Origin of the sequence: Ectopseudomonas guguanensis (assembly GCF_900104265.1) — a bacterium.
Taxonomy (GTDB): domain Bacteria; phylum Pseudomonadota; class Gammaproteobacteria; order Pseudomonadales; family Pseudomonadaceae; genus Aquipseudomonas; species Aquipseudomonas guguanensis.
Window position 1 is genome coordinate 64133 of the sequence record NZ_FNJJ01000016.1, and the last position, 22137, is coordinate 86269.

Annotated in this window: 25 protein-coding genes; 9 read left to right on the forward strand and 16 right to left on the reverse strand. The window is 65.4% G+C overall.

Going from position 1 to position 22137, the window contains the following annotated elements; all coding sequences use genetic code 11:
• The first annotated feature begins 102 nt into the window (after nucleotides 1–102).
• Together BLS61_RS20860 and BLS61_RS20865 are read left to right on the forward strand one after the other, a co-directional pair.
• Complete coding sequence (locus BLS61_RS20860) at nucleotides 103–1233, forward strand: aminomethyl transferase family protein (RefSeq protein ID WP_090434148.1); 1131 nt, start codon at nucleotides 103–105, stop codon at nucleotides 1231–1233.
• 99 nt (nucleotides 1234–1332) lie between these two features.
• Nucleotides 1333–1671 carry a DMT family transporter gene (locus tag BLS61_RS20865; protein ID WP_090434150.1) on the forward strand — a complete coding sequence of 113 codons (339 nt, stop codon included), beginning with the start codon at nucleotides 1333–1335 and terminating at the stop codon, nucleotides 1669–1671.
• A 107-nt stretch (nucleotides 1672–1778) separates the two neighbouring features.
• Here the strand turns inward: BLS61_RS20865 and BLS61_RS20870 are convergent, their stop codons facing one another.
• The 6 genes from BLS61_RS20870 to BLS61_RS20895 all read right to left on the reverse strand — a co-directional run bounded on the left by BLS61_RS20870 (nucleotide 1779) and on the right by BLS61_RS20895 (nucleotide 10762).
• On the reverse strand, nucleotides 1779–3431 hold the full coding sequence (locus tag BLS61_RS20870; RefSeq protein ID WP_090434153.1) for a methyl-accepting chemotaxis protein: 1653 nt from the start codon (nucleotides 3429–3431) through the stop codon (nucleotides 1779–1781).
• A 443-nt stretch (nucleotides 3432–3874) separates the two neighbouring features.
• Complete coding sequence (locus BLS61_RS20875; RefSeq protein WP_024309124.1) at nucleotides 3875–4054, reverse strand: hypothetical protein; 180 nt, start codon at nucleotides 4052–4054, stop codon at nucleotides 3875–3877.
• Between the two features lie 51 nt (nucleotides 4055–4105).
• Nucleotides 4106–5476 carry an ammonium transporter gene (locus BLS61_RS20880; protein WP_090434156.1) on the reverse strand — a complete coding sequence of 457 codons (1371 nt, stop codon included), beginning with the start codon at nucleotides 5474–5476 and terminating at the stop codon, nucleotides 4106–4108.
• A gap of 243 nt (nucleotides 5477–5719) precedes the next feature.
• Nucleotides 5720–6706: a methyl-accepting chemotaxis protein gene (locus BLS61_RS24075; RefSeq protein WP_090434158.1), complete on the reverse strand. Its 987-nt coding sequence runs from the start codon at nucleotides 6704–6706 to the stop codon at nucleotides 5720–5722.
• Between the two features lie 229 nt (nucleotides 6707–6935).
• Complete coding sequence (locus BLS61_RS20890; protein WP_090434160.1) at nucleotides 6936–9281, reverse strand: trimethylamine N-oxide demethylase; 2346 nt, start codon at nucleotides 9279–9281, stop codon at nucleotides 6936–6938.
• A 110-nt stretch (nucleotides 9282–9391) separates the two neighbouring features.
• Entirely contained in the window at nucleotides 9392–10762 is a 1371-nt protein-coding gene (locus BLS61_RS20895) for an NAD(P)-binding domain-containing protein (protein ID WP_090434162.1), read from the reverse strand.
• Between the two features lie 297 nt (nucleotides 10763–11059).
• Between BLS61_RS20895 and BLS61_RS20900 the strand changes: the two genes are divergently transcribed.
• The 5 genes from BLS61_RS20900 to BLS61_RS20920 all read left to right on the forward strand — a co-directional run bounded on the left by BLS61_RS20900 (nucleotide 11060) and on the right by BLS61_RS20920 (nucleotide 14696).
• Nucleotides 11060–12148: an ATP-binding protein gene (locus tag BLS61_RS20900; RefSeq protein ID WP_090434164.1), complete on the forward strand. Its 1089-nt coding sequence runs from the start codon at nucleotides 11060–11062 to the stop codon at nucleotides 12146–12148.
• Nucleotides 12145–12804, forward strand: coding sequence for a response regulator (locus tag BLS61_RS20905; RefSeq protein WP_090434167.1), 660 nt, complete (start codon nucleotides 12145–12147; stop codon nucleotides 12802–12804). Before BLS61_RS20900 ends, BLS61_RS20905 begins: the two co-directional genes overlap by 4 nt.
• The gene (locus BLS61_RS20910) at nucleotides 12801–13595 is read left to right on the forward strand and encodes a PAS domain-containing protein (RefSeq protein ID WP_090434170.1); all 795 of its coding nucleotides are present in this window, start codon (nucleotides 12801–12803) and stop codon (nucleotides 13593–13595) included. The genes BLS61_RS20905 and BLS61_RS20910 overlap by 4 nt, the downstream gene beginning before the upstream one ends.
• A gap of 61 nt (nucleotides 13596–13656) precedes the next feature.
• Nucleotides 13657–14367 (forward strand): AzlC family ABC transporter permease, encoded by a 711-nt coding sequence (locus BLS61_RS20915; RefSeq protein WP_090434174.1) that lies wholly within the window; start codon nucleotides 13657–13659, stop codon nucleotides 14365–14367.
• A complete protein-coding gene (locus tag BLS61_RS20920) occupies nucleotides 14367–14696 on the forward strand; it encodes an AzlD domain-containing protein (protein ID WP_090434178.1) in 330 nt (109 codons plus the stop codon). Before BLS61_RS20915 ends, BLS61_RS20920 begins: the two co-directional genes overlap by 1 nt.
• A 106-nt stretch (nucleotides 14697–14802) precedes the next feature.
• Here BLS61_RS20920 and BLS61_RS20925 read toward each other — a convergent pair whose 3' ends face one another.
• The 8 genes from BLS61_RS20925 to BLS61_RS20960 form a co-directional block, all read right to left on the reverse strand.
• Nucleotides 14803–15390, reverse strand: coding sequence for a putative glycolipid-binding domain-containing protein (locus BLS61_RS20925; RefSeq protein ID WP_090434181.1), 588 nt, complete (start codon nucleotides 15388–15390; stop codon nucleotides 14803–14805).
• Between the two features lie 165 nt (nucleotides 15391–15555).
• Complete coding sequence (locus BLS61_RS20930; RefSeq protein ID WP_090434184.1) at nucleotides 15556–15897, reverse strand: HopJ type III effector protein; 342 nt, start codon at nucleotides 15895–15897, stop codon at nucleotides 15556–15558.
• Nucleotides 15894–16187: a DUF1244 domain-containing protein gene (locus BLS61_RS20935; RefSeq protein ID WP_090434188.1), complete on the reverse strand. Its 294-nt coding sequence runs from the start codon at nucleotides 16185–16187 to the stop codon at nucleotides 15894–15896. The genes BLS61_RS20930 and BLS61_RS20935 overlap by 4 nt, the downstream gene beginning before the upstream one ends.
• A gap of 75 nt (nucleotides 16188–16262) precedes the next feature.
• Nucleotides 16263–16634, reverse strand: coding sequence for a dihydroneopterin triphosphate 2'-epimerase (folX, locus tag BLS61_RS20940; RefSeq protein ID WP_037003250.1), 372 nt, complete (start codon nucleotides 16632–16634; stop codon nucleotides 16263–16265).
• On the reverse strand, nucleotides 16634–17194 hold the full coding sequence (gene folE, locus BLS61_RS20945) for a GTP cyclohydrolase I FolE (protein WP_090434192.1): 561 nt from the start codon (nucleotides 17192–17194) through the stop codon (nucleotides 16634–16636). The genes folX and folE overlap by 1 nt, the downstream gene beginning before the upstream one ends.
• Nucleotides 17195–17216: 22 nt before the next feature.
• On the reverse strand, nucleotides 17217–17927 hold the full coding sequence (gene folM / locus BLS61_RS20950) for a dihydromonapterin reductase (RefSeq protein ID WP_090434195.1): 711 nt from the start codon (nucleotides 17925–17927) through the stop codon (nucleotides 17217–17219).
• A 321-nt stretch (nucleotides 17928–18248) separates the two neighbouring features.
• Nucleotides 18249–18815: an antibiotic biosynthesis monooxygenase gene (locus tag BLS61_RS20955; RefSeq protein WP_090434198.1), complete on the reverse strand. Its 567-nt coding sequence runs from the start codon at nucleotides 18813–18815 to the stop codon at nucleotides 18249–18251.
• Between the two features lie 113 nt (nucleotides 18816–18928).
• Nucleotides 18929–19366, reverse strand: a complete 438-nt coding sequence (locus BLS61_RS20960; RefSeq protein WP_090434201.1) for a thiol-disulfide oxidoreductase DCC family protein — start codon at nucleotides 19364–19366, stop codon at nucleotides 18929–18931.
• A gap of 90 nt (nucleotides 19367–19456) precedes the next feature.
• On the opposite strand from BLS61_RS20960, the gene BLS61_RS20965 reads away from it, so the two are divergent.
• A complete protein-coding gene (locus BLS61_RS20965) occupies nucleotides 19457–20410 on the forward strand; it encodes a MerR family transcriptional regulator (protein WP_244157987.1) in 954 nt (317 codons plus the stop codon).
• Nucleotides 20411–20428: 18 nt separating this feature from the next.
• On the opposite strand, the gene BLS61_RS20970 is transcribed toward BLS61_RS20965, so the two are convergent.
• Both BLS61_RS20970 and BLS61_RS20975 read right to left on the reverse strand, forming a co-directional pair.
• The gene (locus BLS61_RS20970; protein ID WP_090434207.1) at nucleotides 20429–21037 is read right to left on the reverse strand and encodes a PilZ domain-containing protein; all 609 of its coding nucleotides are present in this window, start codon (nucleotides 21035–21037) and stop codon (nucleotides 20429–20431) included.
• A gap of 55 nt (nucleotides 21038–21092) precedes the next feature.
• Nucleotides 21093–21548: a PAS domain-containing protein gene (locus BLS61_RS20975; protein ID WP_090434210.1), complete on the reverse strand. Its 456-nt coding sequence runs from the start codon at nucleotides 21546–21548 to the stop codon at nucleotides 21093–21095.
• Between the two features lie 102 nt (nucleotides 21549–21650).
• On the opposite strand from BLS61_RS20975, the gene BLS61_RS20980 reads away from it, so the two are divergent.
• Nucleotides 21651–22100 carry a flavodoxin gene (locus BLS61_RS20980; protein WP_090434213.1) on the forward strand — a complete coding sequence of 150 codons (450 nt, stop codon included), beginning with the start codon at nucleotides 21651–21653 and terminating at the stop codon, nucleotides 22098–22100.
• Nucleotides 22101–22137 lie beyond the last annotated feature (37 nt).

Genomic DNA, 22137 nt, shown 5'->3' on the forward strand with positions numbered 1-22137 from the left:
ACCGAGTTCCCGCTCCCCGGCCCCTCTCCCACCAGTGGGAGGGGGGAGACACAACTCCGCCTGCGTGCGCAGGCTCAACGACGGACAACAGGAGACACAGACATGGCCAATTCCTGGCGTATTTCCGCCCTTGCCGAGCGTCACCGTACACTGGGTTCCAAGCTCGAGGACTGGAGCGGCATGGGCACCGCCTGGACCTATGCCGGCGACCTGGCCGACCAGCACGAGGCGATCCGCACCCGCGCCGGCCTGATGGACGTGTCCGGGCTGAAGAAGGTGCACTATGTCGGCCCGCATGCCGAAAGCCTCTTGGAATACGCCACCAGCCGCGACATCTCCAAGGTCTACCCGGGCAAGAGCGTGTACGCCACCATGCTCAACGAGGCCGGCAAGTTCGTCGATGACTGCGTGATCTACCGCACCGGCCCCAACGCCTTCATGGTGGTGCACGGCTCAGGCAACGGCCACGAGATGCTGGTGCGTTCGGCTCAGGGCCGCCAGGTGGCGGTGCTGTTCGATGACGACCTGCATGATCTGTCGCTGCAAGGCCCGCTGGCGGTGGACTTTCTCGCCGAGCACGTGCCGGGTATTCGCGAACTGCCGTACTTCCATCACATGCAGACCAAGCTGTTCGAGCGCCCGGTGATGATCTCGCGCACCGGCTATACCGGCGAGCGCGGCTACGAGATCTTCTGCAAGGCCGCCGACGCCCCGGCCATCTGGGACGGCATCCTGGAGCAGGGCAAGGGCCTGGGCATCATCCCCTGCGCCTTCACCGCGCTGGACTGGCTGCGGGTGGAGAGCTACCTGCTGTTCTTCCCCTACGACAACTCGGAGATGTACCCCTTCGCCGACCAGCCGGCTGGCGACACCCTTTGGGAGCTGGGCCTGGACTTCACCGTGTCGCCGACCAAGGGCGATTTCCGCGGGGGCAACGAGCATCGCCGCCTGCAGGGCAAGGAGCGCTTCAGGATCTTCGGCGTGCTGCTCGAGGGCGACAGGGCCGCCGAGGCCGGCGACACCCTGTGGGCCGACGGCAGGCAGGTGGGCGTGATCACCTGCGCCATGTACTCGCGGCTTTCCGGCAAATCCATGGCCATCGCACGCCTGGACGTGCCCTATGCCGAGCAGGGCGTGCCTCTGCAGGTCAAGGGCAGCCTGGCGGTCAATGCCATCGCCCATACCCTGCCGTTCGACGACCCGGAAAAGAAGAAGCGCACCGCCAAGGGCTGAACGTGTGGTCGTGACCGGGTGCGGTCGCGGCCGGAGAATTGCCGCGGCAGGTGTGGCCACAGGGCAGTGGCCCGACCTGCCGGCAACAAGGAGAAGGCGATGGCCTGGTTGAACGGTTGGGGTTTTCTGCTGCTGGCCGGCATCTGCGAGGTGTTCTACGCCTCGATCATTCCACGTACCGATGGCTTCACTCGGCTGTGGCCGAGCCTGTACTGCGCTTTCTTCCTGGCGCTGAGCATCTACCTGCTGAGCCTGTCGGTGCGCGAATTGCCGCTGGGCCTGGCCTATGCGGTGTGGGTCGGCATCGGCACCCTGGGTACGGTGGCCTATGGCGCGCTGTTTCTCGGCGAGAGCCTGAACCTGCTGCGCAGCCTGTGCCTGGTGATGATCGTCGCCGGCATCGTCGGCCTGAAACTGGCCAGCCACGAAACGGCATGAGAGGAAGGCGAACGGGTGTGCAGGGCCGTGCAGCACCTGCCTTGTCGTCGTATGCACCGCTTGGCTGAGGATGGCGCGGCCCGAACCCGTCGGGCCGCGTCGGGGGCTCAGAGCCGGAAGCGGGCGATGTTCTCGCGCAGCGCCTCGCTGGTGCGCGCCAGGCTCTCGCTTTCCTGCTGCGCATGGTGGAACGCGGAGGCGGACTGCTCCGTGCTGTCGCGCACCGAGACGATGCCCCGGCTGATTTCCTCGGCCACCGCACTCTGCTGCTCGGCAGCCGTGGCGATCTGCTGGTTCATGCCGTTGATGCGCTCGATCATGGCGACGATGCGCGCCACCGCTTCGCCGGCCTCCGACACGCCGGATACCGACTGCGAGCTGGAGCTCTGGCAGCGCTCCATGTAGCGCGAGGTTTCATCGGCGATCTTCTGCAGGCTGGCGATCAGGCCTTCGATCTCGGTGGTGGCCTCCTGGGTGCGTCGGGCCAGGCTGCGCACTTCGTCGGCGACCACGGCGAAGCCGCGCCCGGCCTCACCGGCACGCGCGGCCTCGATGGCGGCATTGAGTGCCAGCAGGTTGGTCTGGTCGGCCACCGACTTGATCACGTCGAGCACGCTGCCGATATTGCCGCTTTCGGTCTTCAGGCGGCCCATGGCTTCGCTGGAATGATCGATCACCTGCGCCAGTTCGCCGATCAGGTTCACCGCCTGACCCGCCTTCTGCTGGCTCTGCAGTGCGGCTTCGTCGGCTTCGCTGGCCGCCTGGGCGGCCGACTCGGCGCTGCGCGCCACGTCCTGCACCGTGGCGGCCATTTCGTGCACGGCGGTGACGATCTGCTCCACCTCGCGCTTGGCCTGCGCCACGCTTTCGGAGTTGCGCAGGCTCGACTCGCTCAGCTCCTGGCTGGAGTGGGCCACGGTACGCGACGAGTTGTCGATGCCCTGGGTGACCTGACGCAGGTTCTGCTGCATGCGCTGCAGGGCTGCCAGCACACTGTTCTGTGCGCTGTCGACGGCCTGCTCCATGGTGCGCAGATCGCCCTCGGCTACCCGTTGCGCGATGCGGTTGAGGTCGCTCGGCTCGGCGCCCAGGGCGCTGAGCAGATAGCGGCTGATCAGGTGTCCCAGCACCGCGGCGAGCGCGAAACTGAGCACGGTGATGAGGATCAGCATGTTGCGCTGCTGCAGGTAGTGCGCCTCGTTGTCGAGTACGCGCTGCTTGGCCACGTCGGTGGTATGGGTCAGGTACTCGTCGATGGTCCGGGTCAGCTCGTCGAGCAGCGGTGTGCACTGCTCCTTGACCATGCGCATGGCCTCGGCGTCGTTGCCGGCGAACAGGTGCTCGGCGATGGTATGGGCGACCGGGCTGTAGCGTGCTTCCACCCGTTCGATGCGCGCGAGCAGTTCCCGACCGGTAGCCGACACGTCACTGTGCGTGGTGATCGCCTGGCGCAACGCGGCCAGGCTGTCGACCACGGCCTGTTCCTGCGCGGCGATCAGGGCGCGCTGTTGCGTCCGCTCCGCGGGGGCGCTGTTGAGCGCCAGGTTGCGCAGCACGATGGCCCGGCTCTTCACCGCGTCGCTGACCTCGCTGGCCATGCGGGCGCGTGCCTCGACGCCGTTGATGTAGCTGGAGAAGTCGCGATCGGAGGTGGCGAGGTTGTACAGGGAGACGCCGGCGATCAGCAGCATCAGCGCCAGGAGGCAGGCATAGCTGGCGTACAGCAGGGCACGAGTGGAGAAACGGGCGGTAGTCGACATGGGTACACCTGCTATGAACGTGGGACGGCATGAACGGAATCGCTCGAGTGCAGACAAGAGCGATGGCCGCGCCTTGGGGTGCATCCTGCATCAGCCGCGGACCCACGACGGGCTGCCGGCTGGCATGAGCTCCTGAGCCGGTGCGCAAGGTGACCGGCTTTGTTCGTCCGCGTGGCTTCGCTGGAAGGAAGTCTTCACGCGTGTGTTCATGGCAATGTGCGAAGAGGCTCGTCACAGGCAGGTTCTCGTCCTGCCTGGGGCCTTGTCGAAAGGTTCCGCTCGAGTGCAGCGGTGGCCGTTGTGAGCGAGTCTAGGACAGATGTCGGCCTGTCGCGCCACTACTTTAGTAGTGGCAAAGTGATATCTGTGAAGGTCAGGCAGGCGCTCGCTCATCGCCAGCCCAAGCCTCCGGGGGCCGGCGGCGAGCGCCGCCGGCCGCGGGCCTACTTGAGTTTGGGCAGCTTGTCGTCCGGCAGGGCGTAGCTGTGCTTCTCGTGGATCATGGTGGCGATCAGGGCGTAGAGGCTGACGCCGGCGACCAGCAGGCTGATGAAGATCAGGATGGCGGGCTTGTCGGCGAAGGTGAACACGGCGCTGGCGCCGTCATAGGTGGTGATGCTCATGGTAGCGCTCCTGTGAGTGGGCCGACCGCAGTGGCGGTCGGCCGGAGGGTGTCAGGCTGACTTGGGTTCGGCGTGGATCAGCGGCGACGGCTCGCTACCGCCAACGCTGCTGCTCTGGCCATACATCGAGCTCCATTCCGGATAGGCCTGGGCCGGCACTTCGGTCAGATCCAGGCCGCGTTCTTCGGCGTGTGCCGGCACCCGCAGCAGGCCGGCCTTGTTCAGCGCGTAGGAGATGACGTAGCCGGGGATGAAGCCCAGCGCGGCCATGACCACGGCGCCGCCCAGCTGGCCGAGGAAGCTGATCGGCGCCATGCCGTTCATGTTCGGGTAGCCGGCGAGGAAGATGCCGCTGATCACCAGGCCGGCGAAGCCGCCGAAGCCGTGCACGGCGAATGCGCCAACCGCGTCATCCAGCTTGAACTTGAGCAGCAGGTTGTTCACCAGCGGTGCGGTAGCGGCGACGCCCATGCCGATCAGGTAGGCCAGGCCGGGGTGGTAGAGATCCAGACCCGGTGCCACCGAGATGATCCCGACCAGGCCGCCGGACATCATCCAGAACGGCTCGCGGGTGGTCAGGTAGGCGCCGATCAGGCCGCCGGCGAAGCCCATCAGGGTGTTGAAGGCGAAGGCCGAGAGGTTGGTCGGCTGGCCGTAGATGTTGATCCACTGCGCCCCCGAGTTGTAGATGATGCAGCCGCCGAGGAAGCCGAAGAAGCCGACGATGATCAGCATCAGGCCGACCACGCTCATCGGCATGCTGTGGCCGACGATGGCGTTGGCGCTGCCGTCTGCGTTGAAACGGCCGATGCGTGCGCCCAGGTTCATGACCACGGCCAGGGCGAAGAAGCCGGCGATCATGTGCACCACGCCTGCGGCGCCGACGTCATGGTAGCCCCACTTGACGGTTAGCCAGCCTTCCGGATGCCAGCCCCAGGCCGCGGCCAGCAGCCAGAGGAAGCCGCCGAGGACGATGGTGAGGATGATGAAGGCGCTCATGCGCGCCCGCTCGATGATCGCCCCGGACATGATCGAGCCGGTGGTGGCGGCGAACATGGCGAAGGCGGCCCAGAAGATGCCGGTGGCGTTGTCCTGGATGTTCGGCCCCATGGCATCGCTCCACGGCATGCCGGCGAGGAAGGCGTCCATGCGCGGTACCAGACCGTCCGGGAAGGCGTTGTACACGGCCCAGCCGAGCAGGAACACGCTGGGCACGATGAAGCCGAAGGCAAGGATGTTCTTCACCCCGGCAGCCAGGGCGTTCTTCAGTCGCGATGCACCGATTTCGTAGGAGAGGAAGCCTGCATGAATGCAGATCATCAGGGCGATGCACCACCAGTAGAATATTTCCATATTCAGGGTGTTGGTCATCTCTATCAGAGCCTGCAGCTCTTCCAGAGTGGGTGTCTTTTGCTCTTCCATCAATCAATCCTCGATGCTGTTCTTGGAAGGTTCGTCGGTATTGGCAGTGGAACTGAAGCGGTCGCGCCCTAGGCTGGAATTTATCTGTAGTTATAAAAAGTTCTTTCAATGAATAAGCAATGGCTGTGCCACAAGTCGCCTGCGTGGCGTGCCCGCGGTCTGCGGCGCCGCTGAAGCCGCTGCTCGAAAAATGCCCCGTTTGTGCTCGTTTCGCCGGTTGCACGCCAGAAAATGGGTCGTCTGTCAGCCGTTCTTCTGCAACATGCCCTGGATCTGCTGCACCGACTCCTGGGTGCGCCTGGCCAGGTTGCGCACCTCGTCGGCGACCACCGCAAAACCACGGCCCTGCTCCCCGGCACGGGCGGCTTCGATGGCGGCGTTCAGGGCCAGCAGGTTGGTCTGTTCGGCGATGCCCTTGATCACCCCGGCGACCTGGGCGATCTGCCCGTAGGTGGCCTGGATGCTCGCCTGCTCGCGCTCCTGCAGGCTGGCGGCGGCCTTCTCGTCGCTGATTTCGCGTACCGCGCCGGTGACGTAGAGCAGCTTGCCCTGGGCGTCGCGCAGGCAGCGGCCGCGCTCGCGATACCAGACTTCGCCGCGGGTCTTGTGGCGCATGCGGTATTCCACGGCGTAGAAACCGTCGCCGCTCCTGTCCACCATCGAGGCGTTGAAGGCCTGCATCACCGCCTTCAGGTCGTCCGCGTTGACCACCTGGAAGTAGCTGTCCCAGCCATCGGGAAACTCGGCGCGGCTGTAGCCGATCAGCTCGCGGAACTGCTCGGACCAGCGGATCAGGTTCTGCGGATGGTCGGGGTCGCCGTCCACCACGTTCATCGCCCAGCAACCTTCGGTCAGGGTGCGCTTGGTCAATTCCCAGACCTGGCGCTCTTCCTCCCAGCGCGCCCGTTCGGTGGCGATGTCCTGGTTCTGCGCCTGGCTGGTGCGCAGCTCGTCGTCGAGCCGGGCACATTGCTGCTCGGCCTGCGTCAGACGCTGCTGCAGGGCGGCGTACTCTTCTGCAGTGCAGGGCGCGGGTGGTTGTTGCTCGCTTTGCCGGCGAATGCGCTGCAGCTCTTCCCAGTCGTGCTGCAGGCGTTGCAGGCTGCCGAGTAGCTGCGGCTGGCGCTGCAGGTACGGGCGCTCGCCGGCCGGCGGGTGCTGGCTGAGCAGGTGTTCGAGCCACTGGTTGAGTTCATTGGCCAGGTTTCGAGTCGTATTGCTGAACCACATCGGCCGATCCTCCTTGGACATTGGCGGGGCACTCGCTGCTTGCCTAGCAATTAGCTGTCCAAGTCCGCTCGGGCGTGCACAGCGAACCCTGTCGCGCCGAAGCGTTCGTGGTGCGCGCAGCGCACCCTACGGGCTTGTTCCATTCCGCCTGGGCACCCTTCACGCGTAGGGTGCGCTGTGCGCACCGAACGTCGTTGCAGTGAAGCGTCCGTGGTATGCAACTGGGGCATCAGGCCCTGACCCGGCTCTTGTCCGGGTCATAGGCCACGGTGCTGGCGGCGACCGTGGCACCTATGCGTTTCTGCTGGCCGTCGAGCTTGCCGATCTCCACGCGGGTGCCGGGCGCGCAGTAGTCCACCGCCAGACGGCACAGGGCGATGTTCTTGCCCAGCACCGGCGAGCGCGTGGCGCTGGTGATCACGCCAACCCGGGCGCGGCCGACATGCACGCAGTCGCCATGGGCGGCCGGCTCGTTGCCGTCCAGCTGCAGGCCGACCAACTGCTGCATCGGATGCTCCTTACGCCGCAGCAGGGCGTCGCGACCGATGAAGTCGTCCTGCTTGCTCTTGAGCGGCACGCAGAAACCGATGCCGGCTTCGAACGGATCGGTCTGGTCGCTGAACTCGTAGCCGGCGAAGATCAGCCCGGCCTCGATGCGCAGCATGTCCAGCGCGTGCAGACCGAGCGGCGCCAGGCCGAGCGGTTCGCCAAGCTGCCAGAGGCGCTGCCAGAGCTGCATTGCATCGTTCGGGTGGCACCAGATTTCATAGCCCAGCTCGCCGGTGTAGCCGGTGCGCGAGACCATCAGCGGCGCGCCGTCGTAGTCGTCGAGGCGGCCGATGAGAAAACGGAACCAGCCCAGTTCCTCCAGCTTCGGTTGCGTGCCCGGCGTCCAGATCATCTGCTTGAGCAGCTCACGGGCGAGCGGGCCCTGCACGGCAATGTTGTGAATCTGCTCCGAGGCGGACTTGATCCATACCTTCATGCCCAGCTTCTCGGCCTGCTGGCGCAGCCAGTCGCCGCCGAAGTCCTCGCCGCCGATCCAGCGGAAGGCATCCGGCCCCAGGCGCAGCAGCGTGCCGTCGTCGAGCATGCCGCCGTGCTCATGGCACATGGCGCTGTACACCACCTGGCCAACGCTGAGCTTGCGCACGTCGCGGGTCAGGCAATGGTTGAGCAGGGCCTCGGCGTCCGGGCCGAGCACCTCGAACTTGCGCAGCGCGGACAGATCCATCACCGCCACCTTCTCGCGGCAGGCGTGGTATTCGGCCAGCGTGCCGTAGCCGTCGAACTGGGTGGGCGTCCACCAGCCGCGATAATTGACGAACTGGCGGGTGAGGGCGGATGTACCGGGGTGAAAGCCGCTTTCGCGGGTCAGCACCGGGTCGGCGTCGGGCGTCTTGCGGTTGGCCATGGCGATACTGAAGCGCTCCTTGTCGGCATACACGCGGATATGGATGTCGGTCGGCTGCCAGCCGTTGGCCGGGTCGATGTCGTCCGGGCAGGAACTGCTGGCGCAGACCAGCTCGCGCATGGCGCGTAGCAGCACGTAGTCGCCGGGGCGCGACCAGGGTTCATCCAGCGTCAGTTGCTGATGGGCATCGACCCCGGTGTTGAAGAAGAAGTTGATCGCCGGCCAGCCGCGGCGGCCCTGCACGCCATGGGCGGCGAGGGCACGGCTGATGTTGTCGCTGCAGTTGGCGTGGCCGAAGTAACCCTGCGCCTCGTAGTAGCGCGCGGTGCAGGCCAGGGCGAAGGTGTCGTGGCGGCCGACGGTGTCGCGCACTACCTCCAGCATCGGTTGCAGGTCGCGGTCGAAGAAGCGGCTGAACAGGCCTGGGCCGGGATAGGCGTTGCCATTGAGGGTGCGGGTGACGGTGGGGTCGAGGTCGATCTCGCGGCCGGCATCCAGGCCGCGGCGGTCGAAGGCAACGAAGTCCGAGCACTGCCGACCGGCGACGTCGATCACCTGGATGTACTGGCCAGGCGCGACGATGTAGTCGCGCGCCGTGCCGGGGGCGATGGTGAATTCGTCGACCAGCTCGCCGAGGGGCGCGGGCAGCGCCGGAACCAGCAGGCTCGACGGGTTGGCGCGCTGAATGATCAGGCGCAGTTCGCTGGTGCGCTGCTGGCTGTCCACCGCCACCTGGCCACCGGGCGCCGCGGCTATCACCAGCAGATTCGCGCTGGCGGTGAGGCTGCGGCTGAAACCGGCGGGCGTGCCGGCTGGCCAGAGGCGCGCAGCCGTAGGCAGGTGGCGAGCGTCGATATGGCGTTTGCGCAGACCGTTGGCGACGTGCTGCGATTCGCGGCTGCCGTCGTTCAACAGAAGCCCGATGAAGTTGGCGCCGGGGCTGGACAGCAGGCCGAGGGCTGCGAGCGCCTCGCGGCCCGTTTCGTCGAACGCCAGCAGCTCGGCGCGCTGGTCGCCTTCGAGGTCGATCACTTCGAGACGGTCGCCCGGCTCAAGGGCAATCACCGTCAGGCCGCCCGGAGCGACGCGGTGGCGCTCCAGGCCGGGGGCGCGGGCGAACAGCGCCGGCTCTAGCGGCCGGGATATCACGGGCAGGTTCATGTCATGGCTCCACGCAAGGATTCGTTCCGTAGGGTGCGCCGTGCGCACCGACAGCCGTGGCATTCGAGGGCCATCCAGTGGTGCGCGCAGCGCACCCTACGGGTACGGTTTCAGCCCACGGCCTTGATGGCCGGTTGCGGCGTGTCGGCCAGGTAGGCTTCCAGCGAGTCGTCCAGCGCCTCCAGCCAGGGTGTGTGGTGCGGCGTGGCCAGGGTGCCGGTCATCAGCGAGCGGTGGCACTTGTTGCGGTAGCCCATGATGTCCTCGTACTTGTCGTGCTTCCAGTCGAGGAAGGTCTGGTTCACTGCGGCGATGTCGAAGCTGGGGTAGTCGGTGGCGTCGATCAGGGTCTGGATGTACCTGCCCTGGAACTCGAACATTTCCTGCGCGTTCTTCAGGGTCAGTTCTTCCTCGCGCCAGGCCAGGTCTTCGGCGTGCATGGCGGCGTGGTCGGGCAGGGCGATGCGCCCGAGGACCACGTCGCGGGCATACCAGGCCTGGGCATCGAACATGTTGAAGCTGTACCACTGATCCTGCATGCCGAGGTAGATCAGTTTCGGGTTGTCCTCCCAGAACACGCCCTTGTACAGGTTCAGCGGCCACAGGCGGTTGTCGGTCTTCAGCCGCAGGTTCTCGGCAAGGAAGGGGAAGTGGTGCTTGTAGCCGGTGCACAGGACGATGGCATCGATGTGCTTGCTGGTGCCGTCGGCGAAGAACGCGGTGCTGCCCTTGACGTGGCTCAACAGCGGTTTCTCCTCCCAGTTCTCCGGCCACTTGTAGCCCATCGGCGCGGTTCGGTAGCAACTGGTGATCGAGCGTGCGCCGTATTTGTAGCACTGCGAGCCGATGTCCTCGGCCGAGTAGCTGGAGCCGACGATGAGCACGTCCTTGCCCTTGAATTCCAGTGCATCGCGGAAGTCGTGGGCATGCAGCACGCGGCCGGCGAAGCTCTCGAAACCCTCGAAGTAGGGGACGTTGGGCGTGGAGAAGTGGCCGCTGGCGACCACCACGTAGTCGAAGCGCTCGGTGCGGGTGAGGTCATGCTCGTAGCTGTGCACGGTGACCTCGAACCGGCCGCTGGTTTCGTCGAAGGTCACCCCGCGCACGGCGGTGTTGAACTGGATGTACTGGCGCACGCCGGCCTTCTCGACGCGGCCCTTGATGTAGTCCCACAGCACTTCGCGCGGCGGGTAGGAGCCCATCGGCCGGCCGAAGTGCTCGTCGAAGGTGTAGTCGGCGAACTCCAGACATTCCTTCGGCCCGTTCGACCACAGGTAGCGATACATGCTGCCGTGCACCGGCTCGCCGTGTTCGTCGAGGCCGGTGCGCCAGGTGTAGTTCCACATGCCACCCCAGTCGCTCTGCTTTTCGAAGCAGACCAGTTCGGGGATCTCCGCGCCCTTGGCGGCGGCGGACTGGAAGGCGCGAAGCTGGGCCAGGCCACAGGGGCCGGCACCGATGATGGCGATGCGAGTGGTCATGGACGGTCTCCCAGGCGGAAATTGATAACTGTCAGGAATTGAAATTTCCTCTTGGGAATTACCATACGGGCTACAAAGCACGGCGCAATTCACTCGTTGGGGATACCTCCTTGGGAGTAGCTGGCCGCCGCGGCATGCCCTCGAGCGGGGCATCCTGGCTTTGCGCTGGTGCGTGAGCAGCTCCGATGATTATTTCCTTTAAAGAAATTTTCTTTCTTATCAGTGTGTTCCACGGTGACGTTGGCGGGGCATGGAACTTGCTGAAGCGAGCAGCAGTGAGCCGTACCCGGAGGGCGGATGATCCCGTTGCTGCTACGCACCCTGCTGGCCCCGCGACAGCCCCGTCAGGCTGCGCCACCGGCCTATCGGCAGGCCTTGCTGGAGTTGCCGCTGCGGCTGTTGCAACAGGGGGGTGATGCGCCCTTGCTGGCCGTGTTGGCGCAACTGGGGCTGGCGCTGGAGGCCGAGCAGGCCTGCCTGCTGCTGCCGAAAGGCTCTGCCGCGGGCTGGCGCCGGCTGGGCGGTGGCGCGGCCGATGCGCCATGCGTCGAGCATGCAGCGCTGCCGGCGGCGGGGCAGGTGCAGCTCTGCCGTGATTGCCTGGCGCGTGGGCGCTTCCACGTGCTGTGCGGGCTGCAGCATGCCGAGGGACGCAAGGCGCTGTTGCTGGTCAGCTTCGCCAGCCGTCCCGCCACCTGGCAGCGCAACCAGCTGCGCGATATCACCCGGCGCCTGGGCGAGGTGCTGCAGGCCTTCGCCGAAGATCGTCGCCTCAGGCGCCGCGAGCTCAGCGCCGAGCGCGGCCTGCTGGCCCGCGAGCTGCACGATTCGGTGGCGCAACAGCTCGGCTACCTGCAGATTCGCACCGCGCGACTGCACGGCGTGCTTGGCGACGCCCGCCAGGCCGAGCTGATGCTCGAAGACCTGCGTCACACCCTGCACGGCCTGCACCGCCAGGTTCGCGAGTTGATCAGCGGCGCGCGTCTGACCATGGACGGCCGCACCCTGCGCCAGGCCCTGGAGGCTTCCGTGGCCGAGTTCGCCCGCAACAGCAGTTGCGTGTTCAGCCTGGACAACAGGTTGCCCGACGACGGCCTGCCTGCGCAGAGCGAACTGCAGGTGCTGCAGATCGTGCGTGAGGCGCTGGCCAACGTGGTGCGCCATTCCCACGCCAGGCAGGTGCAGATTCGCCTGTGGCCGACCGGCAACGGCTTCGAGGTCGAAGTGCGCGACGATGGCGTCGGCCTGCCGGCGGATCTGCCCGACAGCGGGCATTTCGGCCTGAGCATCATGCGTGAGCGCGCCGCTGCCATCGGCGCCGAGCTGCTCATCGCATCGAAGGATGGCGGCGGTACGCGGGTGCAGTTGCGCTGGAGGCGACCATGAGCGCGCCTTTCGACCTGCTGCTGATCGATGACCATCCCCTGCTGCGCCGCGGCCTGGCGGAACTTTTCGAGGCCAGTGGATCGTTCCGCGTGGTCGGTAGCGTCTCCAGCGGTGCGGCCGGTATCGAGCTGGCGCGCGAGTTGAGCCCGCATCTGGTGATACTGGATCTGCACATGCCGGGCATCGACGGGTTGGCCACGCTGGAGTGGTTCAAGCGTGACCTGCCGGCGGTGAACGTGGTGGTGCTGACCGCTTCTGCTGCGCGCGAGGATGTGCGCGCGGCACTGCGCGCAGGTGCCGACGGCTACCTGCTCAAGGACAGCGAGCCGGAGGCGCTGCTGGCTGCGGTGAGCGCCTGTGCCCATGGCCGCGCGCGCCTCGATCCGGCGCTTGCGCTGCTGCTGGCCGGCAGCCCGCGCGAGCGGGGCGCGGGCTGTGCGCGTGTGGGCCTGACCGAGCGCGAACGGCAGACCCTGGCGCTGATCGCCGAGGGCTTCAGCAACAAGCTGATCGCGCGTCAGCTGGGCATCAGCGACGGGACGGTGAAGGTCTACGTCAAGCACCTGCTGAGCAAGCTCAAGCTGCGCTCGCGCCTGGAACTGGCGGCCTGGGCGCATCGCAGTGGCCCATCCGCGGGTGACGGAGGGTGGCGATGAGGCTGTGGCGAGCGTTGCGCGAGGTGTTGAGTGGCAGGCGTCGGTCGCCGGATTTCGATGCGCTGCCGATTGCGCTGGTCCATCTGGACGCCACCGGAGCGCTGCGCCAGGCCAATCAGGGCTGGGAGCAGCTCAGCGGCCATCGGCTGCGCGACTGCCTTCACCTCGACCACGGCGAGTTCCTTCATATCGAGGATCGTCCCGTCTGGCAGCAGGCGCTGCACGGCCTGGGCGAGGGCAGGGCAACCTGGGTCGGCAACCTGCGTTATCTGCATCGCCGGACGGAGCTGCGCTGGGTCGAGGTGCGTCTGGTAAGGCACGGCGATGGCCTGCTCGCCAGCCTCGCCGACATCACCGCACAGGTGCCCGAGCATCAGCAGTTGCAGGCACGCCACCGCAGCCTGAGCAACCTGCTCGACGGCCTGCCACTGATGGTCTATCGCTGCCGCAACAACCGGAGCTGGAGCATGGAGTACGTCAGCGCAGGCTGCCGCGAGCTGACGGGCTATTCGGCGCAGCGTCTGGTCGACAGCCACAGCCTGACGTTCAACGCCCTGATTCATCCTGCGGATCGCGAGCGGGTCTGGCATGCCGTCCAGCAAGCGTTGCGCGAGTCGCGCCCGTTCGCCTTCGACTATCGCCTGTTGTGCGCCGACGGCAGCGAGAAGTGGGTCCGCGAGCGCGGCCGGGGCATTTACTCGGATCTCGGCGAGCTGCTGGGGCTGGAAGGCGTGGTGATGGAGCGAGGAGGCGAGCCGACCAGGCTCGAGGAGGTGGCGGCGGGATTCTGAGCAAGAACGTTCAAGACCTGCTGCGGCCGCCCGGTTATGCTCGGCGGCCCAAGGAGGTTCCATGTCCCGTCATCACGAATTCACCCAGGGCGCCCGCGATATGCTGCCGATGCTGCTCGGCGCCATTCCCTTCGGCATCATCTTCGGCAGTCTGGCAGGCGCCGCCGGGCTCGATCCCTGGCAGACGCTGGGCATGTCCGCGCTGGTGTTCGCCGGTTCGGCGCAGTTCATCGCCATCAGCCTGCTGGCCGGCGGCGCCGGCATCGCCGTGGTGCTGCTGACCACCTTCGTGGTCAATCTGCGTCACGCCCTGTACAGCGCCAGCATGCAGCCCCATGTGCGCCACCTGCCCAAGCGCTGGCGCGTGCCGCTGGCCTTCGGGCTGACCGACGAGGCCTATGCGGTGGTGGTGCAGCGCTATGCGCGTGACGACCATAGCGCCTTGCGCCATTGGTACTTTCTCGGTGCGGCCCTGGCCATGTACTGCAACTGGCAACTGTGCACCCTGGTCGGTGTGCTGTTCGGTCAGGCGGTGCCGAACATCGGCGAGTGGGGGCTGGACTTCGCCATGCTGGCGACCTTCATCGGCATCGTCGTGCCCATGCTGCGCAACCAGCCGCAGGTGGCCGCCGCACTGGTCGCCGGTGCCGTGGCGCTGGCGTGCCATGCCTTGCCATACAAGCTCGGCCTGATGGCTGCGGCCGCCAGCGGCATTGTCGTCGGGGTGTGGCTGGAGCGGCGCAAGCCCGCCCTGCAGGAGGAGTGGGTCTGATGGATACCTGGTTGCTGATTCTGGGCATGCTGGCGATCACCTTCGCCACGCGCTATAGCCTGTTCGCCTTTCCCGATCTGCGTTTCCCGCCTCTGGTCAGGCAAGGCCTGCATTACGTGCCCACCGCGGTGCTGACGGCCATCGTGGTGCCGGGCATGCTGCTGCCGGACGGGCAGCACTGGGCGCTGGCCTGGGACAACGCCTACCTGCTGGCGGGCGTCGCCGCCATCGCCATCGCCGCGTTCACGCGGCACCTGCTGGCGACCATCGGTGGCGGCTTGCTGGTGTTCTTCCTGTTGCGCTGGGCGTTCGGCCAACTGCCGATCTGAGTGAAGCGGCCTTGCCTGCGCAGGATGCGCCGTGCGCACCGGGAATATCGCAGGGCTGGCCTGGTGCGCACGGCGCACCCTACCAAGACGGACCGGTGGAAACCCTCTATACCAGCGTGCTGACCGTCAGCTCGCGCTGGCTCAGGCGCAGGAACCGTTCGTTGGCCTTCAGCAGCAGCGCCTGGTCATCCATGCTCAGTTCTTCGCTGGCATGATCTTCGACCTGGCTGCGGTAGAGGCTTTCCCCGGGGCGCTGGCGCAGGCACTGGTAGCGCTGCCGGCGTGGTTCCACCTTGAGCTCGAGCAGGTCGACGTAGGCGACCTGCATCTCGTCGCTCTGCCCGGTTTCCAGGGCGCTGCGCTGCAGCACAGGGGTGTGGGTGAAGGGCGAGGCCGAGAGCATGACGTGCTGGCATTGCTGCAGTTCGGGGCGCAGCTCGCCATTGAGCACCCAGTTGCCACGCAGGTCACGCTGCAGGCAAAGGCTGCGCTGACCATGGTTGTCGACCTTGAGCCAGAGGCGGCGAAAGCGCCAGCGCGCATCGCAATCGATCAGGTAGTTGGCAACGATGCTGTTGCCCTTGATGACCTGCATGAGGTGGCTGGTGGCGTGAATGCCACTGGCATCCTGGCTCAGGCGCAGGGTTTCCACGCCGGGGGTGTACCGCGGTTTCCATACCAGGGTCTGCTGCATCGAACGACTCCGTGTCGAGCGCGAAACAGGAGGGAAGGGCGGCATCTGCGCGCAGAACACGGTCCCTCGTGTTCCATCAGTTGTTATGGCGCGCAGGATAAGGTGATTGCAATGTGATGTCTGTCAGCTTTTGCCGACAGTTGCGCAGGTTTTTGCGCTACAGCTTCAGGCCTTGGGCGTAAGCGCCTGCCGCTCGAACTTCACGCCTTCCAGGCCATGGGCCATCAGCGCGCGGATATTGCCGTGGTCGCTGCCCTGCGGGGTGGCCAGTACGCTGCGGTAGTGTTCGCCGAAGGCACGCAGCGCCTCGTCCCTGCTCAAGCCTTCCAGCAGTGCCAGAGCCAGGGTCTTGCAGGAACCCTCGTTCTGCCCGGCGGCGTTTTCCACGTCGCCGTTACGAAAGGCGCTGGGCTGATAGTGGTAATGCTCGGCGACGAAGGCCAGGGTTTCACTGAAGGCGTAGTCGTCCTGCTGCAGGCGACTACGCAGTTCGTTCAGAGCGGTCATTCGGGCTTTCCTTTGGCGAATGCGGCTTTCTGCTCGGCCGAGGCTTCCTTCTGGTACTTGGCCTTCCAGTCGGCATAGGGCATGCCGTACACGGTTTCGCGTGCCTGGTCGGCGCTGACGTCGACGCCGAGATCATCGGCGGCGGCCTTGTACCATTTCGACAGGCAGTTGCGGCAGAAGCCGGCCAGGTTCATCAGGTCGATGTTCTGCACGTCGGGGCGAGTGCGCAGGTGCTGCACCAGGGCGCGAAAGGCTGCAGCTTCCAGTTCGAGACGTTCTTGCTCGGTCATGGTGGGCTCTCCGGGGATGGTGGCGGCGATGATAAGAGCCTCGCCGGAGAGCGACAAGCTGTCAGGCGCTAGTCGTCAGCGATGACCGGCGAGGGTGATGGATACCGACTCGGCGAAACGCAGGGCATGCGGCTTGTCCACTTCGACTTCGGCGTAACGCACGGCCTGGTGCGTCATGACCAGGTCGAGAATCTCCTGGGTCAGACGTTCGAGCAGGGCGAAGCGGTTGCCTTCGACGTGGGCGATGATCGCCTTGGTGATGGTGCGGTAGTTGAGGGCGTGCTCGATGTCGTTGACCTGCACGGCGTCGACGGCCGGGTAGAGGATGGTCAGGTTGATCAGCACGTCCTGCTTGTTGTTGATCTCCTCTTCCTTGATGCCGATGTAGGTGCGCAGGCGCAGGTCCTTGACGCGGATGCGCGCCATCCCGGGTTCCAGTCGCGGCATTAGTTGGTCCGTCCGATCAGTTGCAGGAATTCATGGCGAGTGTTGCAGGACTCGCGGAACGCGCCAAGCATCACCGAGCTGCTCATCACCGAGTTCTGCTTCTCCACACCGCGCATCATCATGCACATGTGCTTGGCCTCGATCACCACGGCGACGCCAGCGGCGTTGGTGACTCGCTGAATCGCATCGGCGATCTGCTTGGTGAGGTTTTCCTGGATCTGCAGACGACGCGCGTACATGTCGACGATGCGCGCCACCTTGGACAGCCCGAGCACCTTGCCGGTGGGGATGTAGGCCACGTGCGCCTTGCCGATGAAGGGCAGCAGGTGGTGCTCGCACAGCGAGTACAGCTCGATGTCCTTGACGATCACCATCTCGTCGTTGTCGGACTCGAACAGCGCGCCGTTGACGATCTCTTCCAGCGATTGCTGGTAACCATGGCAGAGGTACTGCATGGCCTTGGCCGCACGCTTGGGCGTGTCGAGCAGGCCCTCGCGCTCGGGGTTTTCACCGAGGCCGACAAGAATCTCGCGGTATTGCTGGGAAAGAGGATGGCTCATGGCAGTGTCCTGGGCAGCCGCCTCACTTGAGGTGGCGGCCGCCGTTGAGGGTAAGGGTGGTTCCGGTTACGTAGGGGTTGTCCAGCAGGTAGCGCAAACTCTGGTAGAAGGCCTGCGGCCCGGGTTCGATGCCCAGCGCCGACTTGGCCAGGGTCCTGCTCCTGTAAGCGGCGTCGTCGTCCGCGTTGAACATCAGCAGTGCCGGCGCGATGCCATTGACCTTGATACGCGGTGCCAGGCGGGCGGCGAAGGAAAGCGTCAGGCTTTCCAGCCCGGCCTTGCTGGCGCAGTAGGCCGGACGATTGGCGCTGCCCTTGCGCACCACGTCGTCGCTGACGTGGACGATGTCCGCCTGCTCCGACTGCAGCAGCAGGTCGCTGCAATGCAGGTTGATCAGGTAGGGCGCGAGCATGTGCACGTTGAATAGCTGGCGGAAGGCTTCGGCCTCTTCGCCCGGGGTTTCGGCCAGCCACTGCGAGGCGTTGTGCACGATCGCGCGCAGGCCGCTGCAGTGCGCCTTGAGCCGGTCGATGAAGGCCAGGATGCCGGCCTCGTCGCTGAAGTCTGCCTGCAAGGCGATGGCGCCGCGTTCACGCAGTCGCACGATGCTGTCGCGCTCCTGGCGATAGCTGACGATCACCGACTGGCCTTCGTCGAGCAGGCGCTCGGCGCAGTACAGGCCGACTCTCTGGCCGGCACCGGTGATCAGGATGGGAAAGCTGGCAGCGCTCATGTGCGACTCGTGCGAAGGAAATGAAGGCCTGGCTCATACCGCCTCGGGATACCTGACCAGTGGCAGGCGGTACTCACCAGACCGAGGATAAAGCTATACCAGAGTGGCAGGTTGTACAACCCTGTGCATCATATGGTTTTGCTATCAGGTCGCTCAAATTTGCCTATTTTACTGACTTGTAAGGGTTTTTCGGCTATTTGGGATGGCGGTATTTTTTGTACTTTTCCTGTACGTATGGCTATTTTTGTACAGGTTGAGGCTCGTGCAACGAAAACGGCCAGCGTGAGGCTGGCCGATGCTTGGGACGGGAGGAGGCGGCTTTCAGGATTTGCCGATGCCAGCGGCTCGTCTGCCCAGACGCTGCGGGTAATGACCCTGCAGCCAGGGTTCGAGCAGGCGGGTCGACAAGGGAATGAACAGGTAGGTCATCAGCGGCGTCAGGGCGAGCGTGGACAGCAGCACGCGGGTGATCAGCGACAGGTCGGCCAGCCAGGGACCCAGCAGCAGGTTGAAGGCCAGGGAAACGGGAAAGAACGCCAGCCAGATCGCCACGCTCTGCTTCCAGCGCGGTGGCTGACGGTGGGCGCTGCCGAACCAGGCGTCGAGTCCCACTGCGCGCTTTTCCTGGGGTTGGGCGAAGAGTCCTGCGCCGCGCTGCAGCCAGGCCTGGCGTGAAGCGGAATGCTCCCAGGAGGCCATGGTCTGCTCGTCGCTGAAACGGAACACGATCTGGAACTCGTCGTCGCCGGCAGGCGGGGCCAGGACGCCTGAGCCGAGATAGCCAGGGAAGTCGGTAGCCAGGTGTTCGCCTTCACGCAGCCAGGCGATGAAGTCGTGATAACGGCCATCGGCGACGCGGCGCGCCACCATCAGGGTAACGGGGGACATTGTGTATCTCCTCGAAAGTTGCCGTCAGCCGGGGTGTGGCCAATGGCGCGATCGAACACGGGGTGCCGTGTTCGATGAAGAAGGCAGCAAGGATTATTCCCGTTTTGCGAAATTTAGCCAGCCCCGCCTGATGGCGGGCGCTGGCTCGAGCAACTGGCGCCGTTGCGGCAGCGCGCCGCACCGTCGGGGTGCGGAAGATGTGCCAAATGAGGGCGCAGGCGGCAGAACAGCCGATAGCCCCATTCCAGCAACGGACGCAGCGGCCGCCAGCGCAGTGGCGCGACCCAGCGCCCGAGACCTGCGGCCTGCCAGCTCCAGAGGCTGGCATCGAGGCCCAGTAGCCATTCGCCGTTGGCCCAGCGTGCGTGCAGACGAGCCTGCATCTCGACCAGGGACAGCCCCAGCGGTGCCGGGTCGAAGTCCTCGGCGGAGATATCGACGAACAGCAGGCGCTGCGGCGTTGCGTGACGGCGCAGCAGGCGTATTTCGCGGGCGCAGAGTGGGCAGTCGCCATCGAAATAGAGGGTCAGTGGCCAGGAATAGTTGTGCATCAGCTTGCCTTGTATAGTTTTTGCACAATGTAAGCTTGCCAATGCTGGGTTACAATGCCTCCTAAATTCGTTGCCGTGATGCCCGCCGCCATGCCCGAACTCGCCTCCGTCACATCGCTCGCGTCCAGCGCCCTGAAGCAGGAAGAGCTGTTCCCCATCCGCGAGGTTTCCCGTCTTACCGGTGTCAACCCGGTGACCCTGCGTGCCTGGGAGCGGCGTTACGGCCTGATCCAGCCAACACGAACCGACAGTGGTCACCGTCTCTATTCGCAGGCCGACATCGATGCGGTACGCAGTATCCTGGCCTGGATCGAGCGTGGCGTGGCGGTGAGCAAGGTCGGCTCGATTCTGGCCAAGAGCACCAGCAGCCGTAGTGTCGCCGCGCCGGCCTATGACGAGGTCAGCACCGATGACTGGAGTCAGTGGCAGGATCAGGTGCGCAACGCGCTGCAGAACTTCGACGAGCCGCGCCTGGAGCGTCTCTACGGGCAGATATTTTCCTGCTACCCGTTGCCCGTGGTGTTTCAGGACATCTTCATGCCGGTCTGGCAGGAGCTGCTGTTGCGTCAGGACGAAGTGGGCCAGCGTGGCCAGTGGCTGATGCTCGACGGCTTTTTGCGTGGGCGCTGCCGCCAGCGCTTGCAGGTGAGGCGCGGCGAGACGTGCGACCGCGTGCTGGTGGTGGCGCTGCCGAGCCACTGCCGGGAGCTCGAATTGCTGGCTGGCGCACTGCTGCTGCATAACCAGGACATCGATATCACGGTGATGGGGCCGGGTGTGCCAATCGGCGATCTGGCCCTGATCTGCGAGCGCATGCGTCCGCAGGCGCTGATCGTCTTCAGCAATCAGCCGCCGGGCGCGGAGTTCCCGCAGCAACTGGTGCGTCTGGCGCTTGGCCTGGAATGCCCGGTGGCGTTGGCCGGTGATAGTGCCGATCTGGCGGAGGAGAGCCTGGCGGGTTCAGCCATCGCCTGTCTGGGTAACGAGGGGCGTCTGATGCAGCGGCGCCTGAAGCAGTTCCTGGCCGGCCACCTCGATACCTGAGGCAGCCTGTACGCAGGCTCAGCCGACGCTTGCGGTCTGCAGCTGCTGCTCGCTGTGCTGTTCGAACAGATACTGGCGCAGGGTTTGCTCGTCTTCGGCATGCAGCGTTCGCAGGCTGTAGGCATAACGCGTCTTGCTGACGCGCCTGACCAGTTGCGCGCGCAGCTGCACGCGGCGCTCCCGCGGCAGGAGCAGTTGCAGCAGCTGGTCCTTGGCCGGCATGCCGGTCTCGGCATATTCCACCAGCATCCCGTTGTTGGACAGCTCCAGTGCCAGCAGGCCGCTCGGGCGTTCGCCGCTGTCCAGCAGCGTCAGCGCGGCAGGCAGGACAAGCCGCCACGGCCGTTCGTTGACCCCCTGCTCGAAGATCAATGGTGCGCCCAGCTCCAGGCGTGACTGGCTCTGCTCGTCCTGAATCAGCTGCAGGGGGAAGCTCAGGTGCTGGTTGTCGCTGTGAGTGTCCAGGCTCAGCTGTTCTTCCTCGCCCAGTCGGCTCAACAGCTCACTGAGCCTTTCGCCCAGGGTCAGTTGCGGCGCGGCGCTCGGGCGCCGCGTCTGCGGGGGTTTGGAAATGATCTTCTGGATGAAGTCCAGCTCGTCCTGAGTCAGCAGCGGGTCGCTTTGCATGGGCTTGATACTGCATGGGGTCAAACCCTTCTGACTGCGCAGCCCGAAGATAGTTTTATCCGTTCGTCTGCTTCAGACGCGCCAGTTCCGCCTTCAGCTCGGCGACTTCGATCTCCAGTTCACGGACGCGCTGCTTGGCTTCGACCTGTTCGGTCACGTCCTTCTGAATGCCGATGTAGTAGGTCAACTGATCGCTCTCGTTGAGCACCGGCGTGATCGACAGCTCGTTCCAGAAGGCGCTGCCATCCTTGCGGTAGTTGCGGATGATCTGCCGGCAGGGCTTGTTGGCCTTGACCGCATCGCGAATGGCCTGCAGACCGATCTGCGCACGGTCACCTGCCTGCAGGAAGCGGCAGTCCTGATAGAGGATGTCGTCACAGGGGTAGCCGGTCAGGCGCTCGAATGCCGCGTTGGCGTAGATCAGGATGTTGTCTTCGCCCTCCTGCTCGGCCACCACGATTCCGTCGTTGGAGGCGTCGACTACCAGTTGCAGCAGCTTGGCATTGATCATGGATGCGATTCCGCGAGAGTTGTGGGCTGCATTCTAAAACATCGGGTCGGGCTGTCCACTTGCGGCATAATGTGCGGCGTTTTTCCTGTATCCGGAGTTGTCATGAAAGTCGCCATTGTCTCGGGGTCGGTCTACGGTACGGCCGAAGAAGTCGCACGTCACGCCGAGCGTCAGCTCAAGGTCGCCGGGCTGGAGGCCTGGTACAAGGCGCACGTCAGTCTCGATGAGTTGCTGGCTTTCGCGCCGGACGCCTTGCTCGCCGTGACCGCGACCACCGGCATGGGCGAGCTGCCGGACAATCTGCTGCCGCTGTACAGCGAACTCCGTGACCGCCTGCCGGCCTGGAGCGGCAAGCCGGCCGCAGTGCTGGCGCTGGGCGACTCCAGTTACGACAGCTTCTGCGGTGGCGGCAAGCTGATCCGCGAGCTCTATGCTGAACTGGGCCTGCGCGAGGTGATGGAGATGCTGCGCCTGGACTCCAGCGAAACCGTCACCCCCGAAACCGACGCCGAGCCCTGGCTTGAGGCCTTCGCCGCGGCGCTGAAGGGCTGACCTGCGCGGTCGCGACTGCCTGGCGTCTGTGTCGAAT